This window comes from Amycolatopsis thermalba (genome assembly GCF_023376025.1).
In the GTDB taxonomy this organism is placed as follows: domain Bacteria; phylum Actinomycetota; class Actinomycetes; order Mycobacteriales; family Pseudonocardiaceae; genus Amycolatopsis_E; species Amycolatopsis_E thermalba.
The window spans coordinates 1,523,182-1,537,122 of the sequence record NZ_CP091196.1 but is presented as its reverse complement, the minus strand read 5'-3'; the positions used below and the strand labels follow the sequence as shown (position 1 = coordinate 1,537,122).

General features: G+C 72.5%; 17 protein-coding genes. 8 read left to right on the top strand and 9 right to left on the bottom strand.

Annotated elements, in window-relative coordinates; genetic code table 11:
* The first annotated feature begins 8 nt into the window (after window positions 1-8).
* The gene (locus L1857_RS07570) at window positions 9-776 is read left to right on the top strand and encodes a TetR/AcrR family transcriptional regulator (RefSeq protein WP_094006833.1); all 768 of its coding nucleotides are present in this window, start codon (window positions 9-11) and stop codon (window positions 774-776) included.
* Window positions 766-1,083 (top strand): DUF4873 domain-containing protein, encoded by a 318-nt coding sequence (locus L1857_RS07565; RefSeq protein ID WP_094006834.1) that lies wholly within the window; start codon window positions 766-768, stop codon window positions 1,081-1,083. The genes L1857_RS07570 and L1857_RS07565 overlap by 11 nt, the downstream gene beginning before the upstream one ends.
* A gap of 70 nt (window positions 1,084-1,153) precedes the next feature.
* Here the strand turns inward: L1857_RS07565 and L1857_RS07560 are convergent, their stop codons facing one another.
* On the bottom strand, window positions 1,154-1,384 hold the full coding sequence (locus tag L1857_RS07560; protein ID WP_094006835.1) for a DUF3107 domain-containing protein: 231 nt from the start codon (window positions 1,382-1,384) through the stop codon (window positions 1,154-1,156).
* Window positions 1,385-1,428: 44 nt separating this feature from the next.
* Window positions 1,429-2,076 carry a ferritin-like fold-containing protein gene (locus L1857_RS07555; RefSeq protein WP_094006836.1) on the bottom strand — a complete coding sequence of 216 codons (648 nt, stop codon included), beginning with the start codon at window positions 2,074-2,076 and terminating at the stop codon, window positions 1,429-1,431.
* Window positions 2,077-2,409: 333 nt separating this feature from the next.
* Here L1857_RS07555 and L1857_RS07550 point away from each other — a divergent pair, with 333 nt between their 5' ends.
* From L1857_RS07550 to L1857_RS07540, 3 genes are read left to right on the top strand one after another with little or no spacing between them, the layout of a single operon-like run.
* A complete protein-coding gene (locus tag L1857_RS07550) occupies window positions 2,410-4,029 on the top strand; it encodes a DEAD/DEAH box helicase (RefSeq protein ID WP_094006837.1) in 1,620 nt (539 codons plus the stop codon).
* 47 nt (window positions 4,030-4,076) lie between these two features.
* Window positions 4,077-5,432, top strand: coding sequence for an Rv3212 family protein (locus L1857_RS07545; RefSeq protein ID WP_249464699.1), 1,356 nt, complete (start codon window positions 4,077-4,079; stop codon window positions 5,430-5,432).
* Window positions 5,429-6,259 carry an alpha/beta fold hydrolase gene (locus L1857_RS07540; protein WP_249464696.1) on the top strand — a complete coding sequence of 277 codons (831 nt, stop codon included), beginning with the start codon at window positions 5,429-5,431 and terminating at the stop codon, window positions 6,257-6,259. Before L1857_RS07545 ends, L1857_RS07540 begins: the two co-directional genes overlap by 4 nt.
* On the opposite strand, the gene L1857_RS07535 is transcribed toward L1857_RS07540, so the two are convergent.
* A complete protein-coding gene (locus L1857_RS07535) occupies window positions 6,256-6,576 on the bottom strand; it encodes a hypothetical protein (protein ID WP_240323257.1) in 321 nt (106 codons plus the stop codon). The two genes, L1857_RS07540 and L1857_RS07535, sit on opposite strands and share 4 nt — an antisense overlap.
* 99 nt (window positions 6,577-6,675) lie before the next feature.
* Window positions 6,676-7,434 (bottom strand): SDR family oxidoreductase, encoded by a 759-nt coding sequence (locus tag L1857_RS07530; RefSeq protein ID WP_116111420.1) that lies wholly within the window; start codon window positions 7,432-7,434, stop codon window positions 6,676-6,678.
* 59 nt (window positions 7,435-7,493) lie between these two features.
* On the opposite strand from L1857_RS07530, the gene L1857_RS07525 reads away from it, so the two are divergent.
* Window positions 7,494-8,102 (top strand): TetR/AcrR family transcriptional regulator, encoded by a 609-nt coding sequence (locus L1857_RS07525; RefSeq protein ID WP_249464693.1) that lies wholly within the window; start codon window positions 7,494-7,496, stop codon window positions 8,100-8,102.
* A 249-nt stretch (window positions 8,103-8,351) separates the two neighbouring features.
* Here L1857_RS07525 and L1857_RS07520 read toward each other — a convergent pair whose 3' ends face one another.
* Window positions 8,352-9,209, bottom strand: coding sequence for a RecB family exonuclease (locus L1857_RS07520; RefSeq protein ID WP_094006843.1), 858 nt, complete (start codon window positions 9,207-9,209; stop codon window positions 8,352-8,354).
* Between the two features lie 99 nt (window positions 9,210-9,308).
* Here L1857_RS07520 and L1857_RS07515 point away from each other — a divergent pair, with 99 nt between their 5' ends.
* Together L1857_RS07515 and L1857_RS07510 are read left to right on the top strand one after the other, a co-directional pair.
* Window positions 9,309-10,040 (top strand): ESX secretion-associated protein EspG, encoded by a 732-nt coding sequence (locus L1857_RS07515; protein WP_116111422.1) that lies wholly within the window; start codon window positions 9,309-9,311, stop codon window positions 10,038-10,040.
* 22 nt (window positions 10,041-10,062) lie between these two features.
* Window positions 10,063-11,493 carry a hypothetical protein gene (locus tag L1857_RS07510; RefSeq protein WP_116111423.1) on the top strand — a complete coding sequence of 477 codons (1,431 nt, stop codon included), beginning with the start codon at window positions 10,063-10,065 and terminating at the stop codon, window positions 11,491-11,493.
* 24 nt (window positions 11,494-11,517) lie between these two features.
* On the opposite strand, the gene L1857_RS07505 is transcribed toward L1857_RS07510, so the two are convergent.
* Genes L1857_RS07505 through L1857_RS07490 form a run of 4 tightly spaced genes read right to left on the bottom strand, consistent with a single transcriptional unit; the run spans window position 11,518 to window position 13,809 of the window.
* Window positions 11,518-12,147 (bottom strand): MarC family protein, encoded by a 630-nt coding sequence (locus L1857_RS07505; RefSeq protein WP_094006846.1) that lies wholly within the window; start codon window positions 12,145-12,147, stop codon window positions 11,518-11,520.
* A gap of 2 nt (window positions 12,148-12,149) precedes the next feature.
* Window positions 12,150-13,007 carry a PHP domain-containing protein gene (locus L1857_RS07500; protein WP_094006847.1) on the bottom strand — a complete coding sequence of 286 codons (858 nt, stop codon included), beginning with the start codon at window positions 13,005-13,007 and terminating at the stop codon, window positions 12,150-12,152.
* 46 nt (window positions 13,008-13,053) lie between these two features.
* Window positions 13,054-13,614 carry a PH domain-containing protein gene (locus L1857_RS07495; protein ID WP_017986943.1) on the bottom strand — a complete coding sequence of 187 codons (561 nt, stop codon included), beginning with the start codon at window positions 13,612-13,614 and terminating at the stop codon, window positions 13,054-13,056.
* A gap of 21 nt (window positions 13,615-13,635) precedes the next feature.
* Complete coding sequence (locus tag L1857_RS07490) at window positions 13,636-13,809, bottom strand: hypothetical protein (protein WP_085929391.1); 174 nt, start codon at window positions 13,807-13,809, stop codon at window positions 13,636-13,638.
* Window positions 13,810-13,941 lie beyond the last annotated feature (132 nt).

Below are 13,941 nucleotides of genomic sequence, written 5' to 3'. Positions count from 1 at the left end.
CTGGTAGCATGGGGCGCGTGACGGATCGTGTCAAGCGCAGCGGCAAGCACCCCTCGGCCGGCGAGCCGGCGACCGGCGACGCGCGCCGCGACCGCTGGCGCAAGCACCGGGTGGAGCGGCGGGCCGAGTTCGTCGAGGCGGCCCTGAAGGCGCTGGACGAGCGCGGGCCGGACCTGGCGATGGACGACGTCGCCGTCGCGGCCGGGGTCACCAAGCCGGTGCTGTACCGGCACTTCGCGGACAAGGCCGACCTGTACGACGCGCTCGGCCAGCGGGGCACCGAGCTGCTGTTCTCGCGCCTGGTGCCGGCGATCAACGCCGAGCTGGCGCCGGTGCCGCGGATCCGCATGGCGCTGGACGCGTTCTTCACCGTCATCGAGGAGCACCCGAACCTGTACCGGCTGCTGGCGCGTGGCTCGTTCGCGGGCAAGCAGGCCGACGCCGACGTGGTGGCCGAGGACAAGGAACTGATCGCCACCGCGCTGACCGCCCTGCTCGGCGACTACATGCGGATGTTCAACATGGACTCCGGCGCCGCCGAGCCGTGGGCCTACGGGATCGTCGGAATGGTCCAGAACACGGGTGAGTGGTGGCTGGAGCGCCGGTCGATGAGCCGGGACAGCGTCGTGGAGTACCTGACGCAGATCATCTGGGCCGCCATCGACGGGCTGGCCCGCCAGCACGGGGTCACGATCGACCCGAACAAGCCGCTGGAGGAGAACAAGATCGTCCAGCTCGGACGGGTGCGCCCGAAGGAGGAAACGGATGTCGGCTGACGACGAAGACGGCTACACCGGTCCCGCGACGGTGGTGGTGGACGGCACCGAGGTGCCCGTCGAGGTGGCGCTGAGGGGCCACTTCCAGCCGATCGACGGCTACTACCGCTGGTACGGCCGCATCGCGCCGAACGCCCGGCTGGACGAGCTGTGCGGTGGCCGCAAGAAGAAGGGCGAGATCCGCACCCCGGACGGCTCCGCGGCGGGCGAGTTGTCGGACCCGGACCCGTGGGGCCGCTACCGCATCCTCGGGACGAGCACCCCGCCGTTCACGGTGCCCAGGACACTGGCCGAACTGGCCGAATAACCGCGTCACCCGTGAAACGCAGAAAGGGGCGCCCACCAGCCGGTGGGCGCCCCTTCTTCGCGTCTGCTTGTCAGGAACCGACCGCGAACCCGACCCGGCGCACGTCCGTGGGCGCGATCTCCACGTAGGCGATCCGGTCCGACGGGACCAGGAACTTGCGCCCCTTGTCGTCGGTGAGGCTGAACAGGCCGTCCGCGGTCTTCAGCGCGTCGGCGACCAGCTTCTCGACCTCCTCGGCGGACTGGCCACTGGACACCACCAGCTCACGCGGGGTGTCCTTGATGCCGATCTTGACCTCCACCTGCTACCTCCGACTGGGTTCTGCCACGTACTCCACTGCCCAGGCTAGCCCAGCCCGAGCACCTGCATCCGTTTGGTGTGCCCCTGCTGCAACCGCCGGAACAGCCCGGCGATTCCCGACAGGTCGCCCGACCCGGACACGATCAGCTCCGCCAGCGGGTCCCGCTCGGCCACCACGTACTGCGCCTGGGTGAGCGCCTCGCCGAGCAGCCGCCGCCCCCACAGCGCCAGCTTGTCCCGCGTCTTCGGGTCGGCCTCGATCCCGGCCGCGACCTCCCGCTCGGCGAAGGCCGAGTGCCCGGTGTCGGCGAGCACGGTGACCACCAGGTCCTTGGTCTCCGGGTCCAGCCAGCTGCCGACCTCGCGGTAGAGGTCCGCCGCCAGCCCGTCCCCCACATAGGCCTTGACCAGCGATTCCAGCCACGACCGGGGCGCGGTGGACGCGTGCCAGGCGTCGAAGCGGGCCACGAACGGCGCCATCGCGTCCTCGACGCGCCTGCCGTGGTCGGCGAGGAACTTCGCCAGCATCTCGTAGTGCCCGATCTCGGCGGCCGCCATCGCCGACAGCGCGGCGCGCCCGGACAGGGTGGGCGCCTTCCGCGCGTCCTCCGCCATCCGGTCGAACGCGGACAACTCGCCGTACGCGATGACCCCGAGCAGGTCGACGACGCCTTCGCTGATCTCTCGTGTCACGGCCGTGAGCGTACCGCCGCGCCGGAGAGACGAATCTAACGTGGACACACCGGGCCGAAATGCCGAGGCCGGGGCCGCACCCGTTACAATTGGACGGGAAAGCTACCGCATCAGCTCAGATGCGCCCCACCCGAGGCACACCCGCCTCGACTCGCCGGAGGACGAGCACACCCGGGCGCAGGGCGAGCGGCAGGTAATGCGCGTGCACGCCGTCCAGGCATTCCCGGTGGACCTTCCCGCCGGTTGAGTGCCCAATCTCGACCAGGCCGTGCGCGCTGGTAGAGAGAGGCGATCACACTGACCGCGACGAATCCGGAAAACACGACCGACCCGGTGGCCCTCGAGCACAGCGAGACCGGGGTTCCCGACACCGACACCTCCCACCCGCTGCAGGCCGACCACGTCGAGCCCGCCACGCCCACCTTCGCCGAGCTGGGCGTCCGCCCCGAGATCGTGCGCGCGCTCGCCGAGGCCGGCATCGAGCACACCTTCGCCATCCAGGCCCTGACGCTGCCGCTCGCGCTGGCCGGCGACGACCTGATCGGCCAGGCCCGCACCGGCATGGGCAAGACGCTGGGCTTCGGCGTCCCGCTGCTGCAGCGCGTGGTCTCCCCCGGCGACGGCACCCCGCAGGCGCTCGTGGTCGTCCCGACGCGTGAGCTGTGCCTGCAGGTCACCCGCGACATCACCGACGCCGCCAAGCACCTGGACGTGCGCACGCTCGCCATCTACGGCGGCCGCCCCTACGAGCAGCAGATCAGCGCGCTGCGCAAGGGCGTCGACGTGGTCGTCGGCACCCCGGGCCGCCTGCTCGACCTCGCCGAGCAGAAGGCGCTGGTCCTGGGCAAGGTCCGCGCGCTGGTGCTGGACGAGGCCGACGAGATGCTCGACCTGGGCTTCCTCCCGGACATCGAGCGCATCCTGACCATGGTGCCCGACGAGCGGCAGACCATGCTGTTCTCGGCCACGATGCCGGACCCGATCATCAAGCTGGCCCGCACCTTCCTCAACCGCCCGACGCACGTGCGGGCCGAGGAGAACGACTCCAGCGCGGTGCACGAGCGCACCACCCAGTTCGCCTACCGCGCGCACTCGCTGGACAAGCCGGAGCTGATCGCCCGCGTGCTCCAGGCCAAGGACCGCGGCCTGACGATGATCTTCACCCGCACCAAGCGCACCGCCCAGAAGGTGGCCGACGACCTCGCCGAGCGCGGGTTCGCCGCCGCCGCGGTGCACGGTGACCTGGGCCAGGGCGCCCGCGAGCAGGCGCTGCGCGCGTTCCGCTCGGGCAAGGTCGACGTGCTGGTCGCCACCGACGTCGCGGCCCGCGGCATCGACGTCACCGACGTGACGCACGTGATCAACTACCAGACGCCCGAGGACGAGAGCACCTACGTGCACCGCATCGGCCGCACCGGCCGCGCGGGCAAGACCGGTGTCGCGATCACGCTGGTCGACTGGGACGACATGCACCGCTGGCAGGCCATCAACGACGCGCTCAAGCTCGACATGGCCGAGCCGGTCGAGACGTACTCGACGTCGAAGCACCTGTTCAGCAACCTGGACATCCCGGAGGACGCCACCGGGCGGCTGCCGCTGTCCAAGCGCACCCGCGCCGGGCTGGCCGCCGAGCCGGAGGAGCAGATGGGCGGCCGCCGGGGCAGCGGCGGTGCGACCACCCGCAGCCGCCGCCGCACGCGTGGCGCGGCGAAGCCCGCCGAGGGCGAGGCGGCCGAGGCCACCGGCGAGTCGTCGGGTGAGGAGCGCCGTCCGCGCCGCCGCACGCGCGGTGGCAAGGCGGTCGGCGAGGCCTCCGGCCCGTCCGAGAAGGGCCCGGCCGAGCGAGAGGCCGGCGAGTCCGCGGAGCGACCCGCCCGTCGTCGCCGCCGTCGCCGTTCGGGCTCGGCCAGCGCGTCGGCGAACACGTCTGATACACCGGGTTCGGCAGACTGAGGCCGACCGGCGCCGCGGGGGCGCCGGCGAACACCGGGAGCAGGAACGTGAGCGAGCCCGAGGCGGGAGGACGGCACCGCCGTCCCGAGGGCGATGCGGCCGCCGGGCCGATCGGCGCGGAGGACGTGCTGGCCGGTGCTCCCGCCCCGGCGCCGGCTCCCCAGCGGCCGCGACGCGAGCGGCCGTCGCCGTGGAACCGGCCACGCGACCGGGTGATCGCGGTCGCGATCACCGTCGTCGTGGTCGTCACCGGCGTCGTCATCTGGGCCGGTAGCGCGAACCGCGCGACGACCCAGGAGACGTCCGCGCCGGGCACTCCCCTGCCGCCCTCGCCCGCGACGGTGCCGGCGACGCTGCGTGAGCTGTGGCAGGCGCCCAGCGACGCGGCCCCGGTCCCGATCGCCGAGGGCACGGCGGTGGCGACCGCGAACGGCGGTGAGATCGCCGGTCGCGACCCGCTCACCGGCGCGGTGCGCTGGCGCTACGCCCGCGACCTGACGTTGTGCACCGCTGCCGAGGCCTGGGGCCGGGTGCTGGCGGTGTACCGCAAGGACGGGGTGAACGGCGAGTCCGGCTGCTCCGAGGTGGTCGGGCTCGGCATCGACACCGGGCTGCGCAAGGCGCAGCGCACCGGCAGCGCGCCGCTGGGCACGCGGCTGGTGACCGACGGCAGCCAGGTCACCGCGACCGGGTCCGAGCTGCTCGTGACCTGGCGGGACGACCTCGTGGAGACCAACGAGTACGGCAAGGTCCCCGCCCTGGTGAACCCCGGCAAGCAGCCGCGCACCGGGTGCACGTACGGGTCGGTCGCGATGGCGTCCGGGCGGATCGGCGTGATCGAGCGCTGCCCCGGCGATCCGGGAGACCGGCTGACGGTGATGAAGGCCGTGCCGAAGGAGTCGGACGAGCCGCAGGTGTCGTTCAGCGCGATCGTGGCCGGGCACAACGCGAAGCTGGTCGCGATGTCCGGTGACTACACGGCGGTCGCGCTGCCGGACCAGCGGCTGCTGGTGCGGTACGACGCCGACGGCGAGCAGACGGCGGCGTACCCGCTGGACGTGCCGGCGTCGGACCTGGCGCAGGACCCGGTGGGCCTGGCGCCGGTCACGTCGACCACGTCGGCGAACGTGTACTGGTTCACCGGCTCGAAGACGATGGCGCTGTCCCGGGACGATCTCACTCCACTGTGGACGTTGAACAGCGCGCTGGGGCCGGGCATCACGTTCGCGCACCAGCTGGTCGTGCCGATCCAGGGCGGGCTGGCGGTGCTCAACGAGTCGGACGGGTCGACGATCCGCACCATCGCGGTGGACCGGCACGGCTACACCGGACCGGTGCGCCTGGCCGCGCTCGGACCGGTGCTGTTCGAGCAGCGCGGGAACACGCTGGTCGCGTTGTCGTGACCGGTCAGCTCACGCCGCACGGGGCCGAGAAGGTGCGGCTGCGGGGCCTGGCGGCGCTGCGCACACCGGCTCCCGCGACGGCGACGGCCGTCCTGGTGCCCGGGTACACGGGGTCCAAAGAGGACTTCGCCCCGCTGCTGGACGGCTTGGCGGACGGTGGTTTCCGCGCGGTCGCGATCGATCTGCCGGGCCAGTTCGAGTCGCCCGGCCCGCCGGACGAGAAGGCTTATCTGCCGTCCGCGCTGGGTTCGGTGGTGGCCGAGCTGGTCGCCGATGTCGAGGGGCCGGTGGTGTTGCTCGGCCACTCCTACGGCGGGCTGGTCGCGCGGGCGGCGGTGCTGGCGGGCGCGCCGGTCGTGGGGTTGACGTTGCTGGACAGCGGCCCCGGCGAGTTGCCCGACGGCGCCCGGCGGCGGGCGCTGGGGGCGGGTGAGCCGGTGTTGCGGACGTCCGGGCTGGACGAGGTGTACCGGGTGCGGGAGCAGGTGAGCGCGCGGTCACCGATGTGGGCGGCGATGCCGGCGGACCTGAAGGAGTTCCTGCGGTTGCGGTTCCTGGCGTCGAGCCCGGTGGGGTTGCTGGGCATGGCCGACGGCCTGCGGACCGAGCCGGACCTGGTGGACGCCCTCGCCGCGACGGGCGTCCCGACGCTGGTGGTCGCGGGCGAGTGGGACGACGCGTGGAGCGTGGCGGCGCAGCGCGAGATGGCCGCGCGGCTGGGCGCGCCGTTCGAACTCATCCGCGGCGCCGCGCACTCCCCGAACACCGAAAACCCGGCCGCGTTGCTGCGGGTGCTGCTACGCGCGTGGCGGGAGTGGCTGGGTTAGGCCCACCAGAAGGTCCACAACGCGCCGGCGAGGATCATCAGCACCGCGAGCCCGGCGGCGCCGGCGAGAACCCCGTCCTTCCGATCGGCGACGCGCTGCGCGAGAAGGGCCAGCACGGCGGCCGCCGGGTGGGCGATCATCGGCGCGGCACCCGGCCCGGGGACGTCGAGGAAGGCGCACAGCAGCCCGGCACCAAGCACGAGCACAGCCAGCGCGACGAGCCCGGCCGCCAGCGAGCCGGTGAGCCCGCGCCACCGCCGGGCCGTCCGGCTCCGGCCACGCGCCGGGGCCAGCGCCAGCTCTTCGGTGTCCGTCATGTCCTCGCTCACCCTGTTCCACTCCTCGACCGGGACCCCCGAGGATTCCACCACGCCCGCGACGGGCCGAATCGGGACCACCCGCACCGGGGATCCCGGTCAGGCGCGCGGCCCGAGGAACAGGCCGCCACTGGCGTCGATGACCTGACCGGTGATCCAGCGCGCCGCGTCGGAGGCGAGGAACGCGACCACGTCGGCGATGTCGCCGGATTCGCCGAGGCGGTTCAGCGCCGTCGAGCCGGCGATGAACTCGGCCAGGCCCGGGGCCTCGAACGCGGAACCGTTGGTCGCCGTCCGCGTGGCGCCGGGAGCGACCGCGTTCACCGTGATGCCCCGGGCACCGAGTTCGTTGGCCAACGTCATGCTCATCGTTTCCACGGCCCCCTTCGTCATGGCGAACGAGGTCTGGGCCGGGTTGGCCATCCGGGTCGCGACCGACGAGATCGTGATGATGCGGCCGCCGTCGCGGAACAGCGGCAACGCGCGCTGGATGATGAAGTACGGCGCACGCACGTTGACGGCGAAGAGGTGGTCGAACTCGGTCCGCGTCGTGGCTCCGAGCGGTCCGGCGGGTGCGGCCGCGGCGTTGTTGACGAGGATGTCCAGCGGCCGCCCCGCCAAGGCGGACTCGACGCCCGCGAAGAGCGTTTCGACGTCGTCGTCCACACCCAGCCGCGCCCCGACGGCGAACGCGCGCCCACCGTCGCGTTCGATCTCGGCGACCGTCGCCGCCGCGCCCTCGGCGTCCGTGCCGAAGTGCACGACCACCACCGCCCCCTGCGCGGCGAGGCGAGCCGCGATCGCCCGTCCGATGCCACGCGATGCCCCGGTCACCAAAGCCGTTCGCACACCGATCACCCCAGTCTGTTAGCTGCCACCGAATTGTTAGTGACTACCATTGCGGTACTGTCTACCAGGTGGCTGAGCGGCAATCAACGTTGCGGGCGCGACAACGAGCCGAAACGCAGCGCGTGATCCAGGCGCACGCGGTGCGGTTGTTCACCGAACGCGGCTACGACGCGACGACCGTGAACGAGGTCGCCGAGGCCGCGGGTGTTTCGGCGATGACCGTGTACCGGCACTTCCCCACGAAGGAAGACCTCGTGCTCGCCGACCAGCACGGCGGGCTCGTCGCCGAGCGGCTCGCCGCGACTTCGCCGGCGCAGCCGCTGGTCCGCCGGATCGGCAGGGCACTCGTCGACGCGACGGCGACGCTGACCGAGGGTGACCCCGCGACGAGGCGGCACCTGCTCGCGCGTCTCCGGCTGATGATCTCGGCACCGGCACTGCGGGCCAGGCACCTGGACAACCACTACGCCCTGCAGGAGGCGATCGTGGACGCCCTCGGCGTGACCGACCCCGAGGGGACGTTCCAAGCCCGAGCAGCGGCCGGAGCCTGTCTGGCCGCGATGCACACGGCGCTGGTGCGCTGGGCCGAGGAGGACGGGAAGACCTCGCTACCGGCCCTCATCGCGCAAGCACAAGCCGCCGCCTTCGGTGACGCCGCGGAGGGCGGCGCGACCTGACTCTGGAGTTTCCGAGGGAATTCGTGCCGCGGCCGGCCGGTCACCCCATCGGCGGCTGGGCGAGAACCACCCGGCACCGCAACCCCCACGACCTCGACCCACACCAGCCGACCGCCCGGCCACACCTACGGCGCCAACGACCCCCACGGTCCGGCCGCACACACCAGCCACGCGGTCAGCCCCACACCTACGGCGCCAGCAACCGCCACCGCCCGCTGCCGAGCGGGGCTCCTGAGCCCGGCCTCGCCCCTACGGCGCCAGCAGCTCCCACGGCTTCGCCGCCGCGGCGGCCGCCTGTCCGGCCTCGCAGCTGGGGCGGAAGTCGCACCAGCCGCAGCGGCGGTCGGGGCGGGCGGGGAACAGCACGTCGCCGTCGCCGCCGGCTTCCAGGGTGTCCGTGGCCAGCCGGACGTCCTCCGCGGTCTCCTCCGCGCGCCGCAGGTGCCGCCGCAGGCTGTCCGGCGTGTGCGTCGCCTCCGCGACCGTGCCGCTGGGCAGGTGGTGCAGCTCGACCTTCGTGCACGGCCGCCGCAACGTCCGCTCGGCCGCCACCGCGTACATCGCCAGCGCCTGCGAGCTGCGGGCCTCGTACTCGTCCGGCGCGCGGCGGCCCGTCTTGTAGTCCACGATCACCAGCTCGCCGCCGCGCTGGTCGATCCGGTCCGCGCGGCCCTCGATGATCATCGACGCCGGCTGCCCCGGCTCCGGGTTCACCGGCGCCGACACCCAGCGCTCGATGCCCACCGGATCGCTGGTCACGTCGTGCTGCTCGACGTACTCGGCCACCCACTGCTTGGCACGCGCGCGGTACGTCGCGGCTTGCTCGGCGTCGGCGAAACCGGCGTCCTGCCAGTGCTCCGACAACAGCGCCGCGGCGCGCTCCGGCGTGCGGCGCGCGGGCGGCAGGTCGAACAGCGCACGCAACGCGTTGTGCACGACCGCGCCGAGCGTGCTGTGCGCCCACGGCCCCGTGCGCTGCGGGGTCGGCCGGTCGAGGTAGGCCAGGCGATACCGGCGCGGGCAGTCCGCGAAGGTGGCCAGCCGCGCCGGGCTCACCTTCGTCAACCGCCGCGGCTGGACCGCGAACTCGAACCCCAGTTGCTCCACGCTCACTACGGTACGCACCACCTCCGACACTTTCGGCTCCGCCCGCGCCCCGCTGCGCATATGATCTGGGCGGTTGGCATTCGGATCAGGGGGCAGTGCGTGTTGACGTTCGAAGCGGCGCCGGCCGAACTGGACATCCTCGACGAGGAACTGGGCCTCGGGAGGTTCGTCTACCCGCACAAGGTCCCGTTCGTGAGCGGGACCCGGACCGAGCGGGCCGAGCAGCGGCGGCGCGTGTTCGAGCACTGGCACCGGCTCGGACGCATGTCGCGGGACCGGCTGCAACCCGAGTTCGAGGACCTGCTGCGGCTGTGGGCGCGGCCCGAGGTGCTCGTCACCCAGGTCGTGGCCGAGCTGACCACCGACGCGCAGATCCTGGCGCGCGGCGGCTGGGCCGGCCAACACGGCGTGCTGAGCCGCCAGACCGGCGACGACGTCACGTTCCACGAGCTGCGTGCGGGCCAGGTGCTCCCGCAACTGCTCGACCCGCTGCCGGAGGTGCCGCCGGTGCGCATCGCGCCCGTCAACTACGTGTCGCAGCCCCGCGGCGGCGATCTGTTCGGCGGCGGGGAGCCGCCGCGGGAGAAGCGCGTCGCGGACCGGTACTTCGCGGCGCCGCCGCTGCGGGCCGGGGTGGTTTCGTGCTCGGTCCGCGGGGTGGACGCGGGCCGCCTGACCTGGTTCGACACCCCGGACGGCCGGTTCTTCACCACGGTGGAGCACCTGCCCGACGGCGCGCAGCGGCACACGTTCACCCCGGCCGACCGGGCGCGCATCGGCCAGTGGGTGCGGGACCGGGTCAACCAGCACCTGACCGCGGTGCATCGCTGAGTCCAGGGGAGGATGGGGAGCCATGACGCAGCCTGACAACGGTTACTCGCGTCGCCGGTACGAGTCGGAGGTCTACGCCGAGACCGCGGGGAAGTCCGCCGGCAAGTTCTTCGGGCCGGACGCCGAGGCGGTCGCGGGCGGCTACTCGATCAAGTCCGGCCAGATCTACACGCGGAAGCTGCAGGCCGAGGGCGGCGCCTACCGCGACGGCCTGCCGCCCTCGGACCAGCTCTACGACGGGGTGCCGCACGAGCAGCTGAAGACGATGGTCACCGACGGTGTCTCCCCGGAGGAGGTCGACGAGCAGGGCACCATCGTCAACGACCTCGGCAACGCCTTCGGCGAGATGGCCTCCGCGCTCCGGCAGGGTGTCGCCAAGGAGCAGGCCGGCTGGCAGGGCGACGGCGCGAACTCCGCCTTCGGCTACTTCAACACGCTCGCGACCTGGGCGGACAGCTCGAAGGACGCGGCCTTCCTGTCGGCCAACCGCTATTCGCAGACCTCCGCGGCCCTCTCTCAGGCGCGCAACAGCATGCCGGAACCGGCGGGCCGGTCGGTCGAGGAATCGGTCGCCGCCGCCCGGCAGCAGCTCGCGGGCGGGGACTGGCAGGCCGCCACCGCCACCATGAACGACATGCAGAACCAGGCCGCGCTCCAGCACCAGGCCCAGCAGGAGGCCGCGGCGGTCCTGGCGCAGCGGGATCTGATGCTGCACTCCGGCGGCTCGACCCAGCCCGTGTACGCGACGCCGACCGCGCAACCCGACACCGGCGGGACGACGACCCCGCAGTTCGCCGCCAACGACAGCACCATCGCGTCGAGTTCGGGCGGGGTCGGCCCGATGGGTGGTTCCCCGGGCGGGGTGCGGACCGTCGGGAGCATCGCGCCGCCCACGGTGCCGCTGCCGGGCGCCGGACCGACCACCGGTGCGTCACCGGCCGCCGGTTTCGCCGACCACGCCGGTGGCTGGGGCCGCTCCCCCGGCACGACGGTTCCCGGCAGCTCGGGGACCTCGGCCGGGGCGGGCATGATGCCGATCGCGCCGGGCCAGGCCGACCAGACCCGCACGTCACCGCGCCCGGGTGCGGGTGCGGGCCGGGCCGGTGTCCCGCCGCGGGCGGGCGTGGGTGGCCGGGCCGCCGGTGGCGCGGCGGGCCGTCTCGGCGGCGCCGCGGGCCAGGAACCGGCGGCGGGCCGCAAGGCCGGGGTCGGTGAGCCGGGCGCGCGGGCCGCCGCGGAAAGCGCGAACAGCGGCCGCGCCGGAGCGGCGGGCAAGGCCGGCGCGTCCGGGACGGGCCTGGCCGGTCCGGCAGGCAACTCGAAGAAGGAGGAGGACAAGGACCACGAGCGGCCCGCGTACCTGCTCGAAGACGATCCGGACAGCATCTTCGGCCACGAGGGCGGCACCGACGAGAACGGCAACCGCATCAGCCCGCCGGTGATCGGCGGCTGACACCTGCGCGTCGCCGGTGGAGCGTCAGCCGCCCTCGATGAAGCCGCGCACCGAGTTCGCGACCAGTTCCACGGCGATCGCGGCCAGCAGCAGACCCGCGATCTTCGCCAGCAGCGTGATACCGCTTTCCTTGATGAGCCGGATCACCACGCCGGAGAACCGCATGCACGCGTAGATCACGATGTGCACCGCGACGATCGCGCAGGCCAGCGCCACGTACGCGCCCACGTGCCCGGCCGCCTGCCGCACGAAGACGATCGTCGCGGCGATCGCTCCCGGGCCCGCCAGCAGCGGCGTGCCCAGCGGCACCAGGGCGACGTTCACGTCCTCCACCACGTTCGGCTCGCTCGTCGCGCCGCGGCCGGTCAGCAGGTCCAGCGCGATGAGCAGCAGGAGCAGCCCGCCCGCCCCCTGCAGCGCGGGCACCCCGATCCCCAGGTAGGCCAGGATCGCCTGCCCCGCGATCGCGAACAGCGAGATCACCAGCAGCGACACCAGCACCGCCTGCCGCGCCGCCCGCGCCCGCACGGCGGGCGGCTTGCGGCCGACCAGACTGAGGAACACCGGCACGGTCCCCGGCGGGTCCATGATCACGACCAGCGTGATCGACGCCTCCAGGAACAGCTTCGCGTCGAAGAAGTCGGCGACCGCCAAGGTCAGCCCACCACGATCCGCGCGCCGGACGCCTTGTCGATGAGCGCCTCGAACTGCTCGGGATCGGTGTTCTCCGCACCGATCGGGATCGTCTTGTTCGTGCCGTGGTAGTCGCTGGACCCGGTCTGCACCAGCCCCAGCTCATCGGCCAGCCCGCGCAGCTCGGCGCGCGTGGCCTCGTCGTGGTTGGGGTGGTCGACCTCGAGCCCGGTCAGCCCGAGCTCCGCCAGCCCGACGATGTACTCCGCCGACACGATCCGCCCGCGGCTGCGCGCGAACGGGTGCGCGAACACGGTCACGCCACCGGCCTCGGCGATCATCTCGATCGCCCGCTCCACCGGCGTGTCCTGCCGCGGCAGGTAGTAGCCGCGGCCGGCGCCCAGGTACTCGGCGAACGCCTGGTCCACGCTCGTCACCAGCCCGGCCCGCACCAGGGCCTGCGCGAGGTGCGGACGGCCGGCCGGGGAGTCCGGACCGAGCGATTCGAGCAGCTCGTCGGCGTCGATCGGCAGGCCGTCGGCCTGCATCCGCACCGCCATCGCCCGCAGCCGGGTGCGGCGCTCCTGCCGCAGCCGGGTCTGCTCGGCCACGATCGCCGGGGACGCCGGGTCGAACAGGTAGGCCAGCAGGTGGATGCTGACGCCGAAACTGCTCACGCACGACAGCTCGGCGCCGGGCACGAGCGTGAGACCCGGCGGCAGCGCCGCGGCCGCCGCGGCCCAGCCGGCCGTGGTGTCGTGGTCGGTCAGCGCGACCACGTCGAGCCCCGCGGCGGCGGCCGTGGCCACCAGTTCGGCCGGCGTGTCCGTGCCGTCCGACACGGTGGAGTGGGTGTGCAGATCGATGCGCATCGGAATCATTGTCGCCTACCCGGCCGGCACACGGCCGACCAGGCACGACGACACCTCAACCGACGATCTTCTTGCCGCGCGCCAGGCGCTGGGCCTTGATCATGGAGAAGCGCTCGCTCTGCTTGTGCTTGTCGCCGAAGACGAGTTCGGAGATGGTGTCGTAGAACTCCTCCGGGCTCGGCAGGAACTCGATCCGGTTCAGCGCCTGGATCTGACCGGCCGACTCGACGACGACCGTGCCGTAGCCGAACATCCGGCCCCACGCCGAGCGTTCGTAGGTCAGGTCGGTGACCTTCGAGATCGGCATCATCGCGACCTTGGTGGTGATGACGCCGCTGGTGAGCACGAACCGCTTGTCGGTCACCACCAGGCGTTCGACCCACCACTCGATGACCTTGAACGCGTACACGACGACCACGAGCAGCGCCGCGTACCAGAGGATGTTCTGGACCACCCACAGGGACGGTGGCAGCAGGTAGGACACCATCACGCAGATCGCGAGCAGGGCGATCGTCTCGAAGGTGTCCCAGGCCAGGAAGGCCCAGTGCCTGCGGACCCGAACCACGCGCCGCTCGGTGTCGAGCAGGTACTCGTCGGGATCCCGGGGGGCGAACATCAAGCCAGCCTATCCGGCCGCCTACGAAGTGAACACGTTGCTGACGAAGGTGATGACGGCCTCGGCCGATTCACGCAGGAAGTCGACGATGTTGCTGACCAGGTTGGCCGCGTTGCCCGGCTGGGCGATCACGAAGAACAGCACCAACGCGATACCCACGAGCCCGGCAATCTTCTTCGCGTTCACAACGATCAATCCCGTCTCTTACTCCGGCATCGGACTGGCAAGCTCACCAGTAACGTTGTACCGCACTCCGCAGGGTTACGGGAGGTAAGTCCCGCGCTTGGGTCAGTGTCCGGCTGTGATCTAATCGGTTGGTTACTCTCC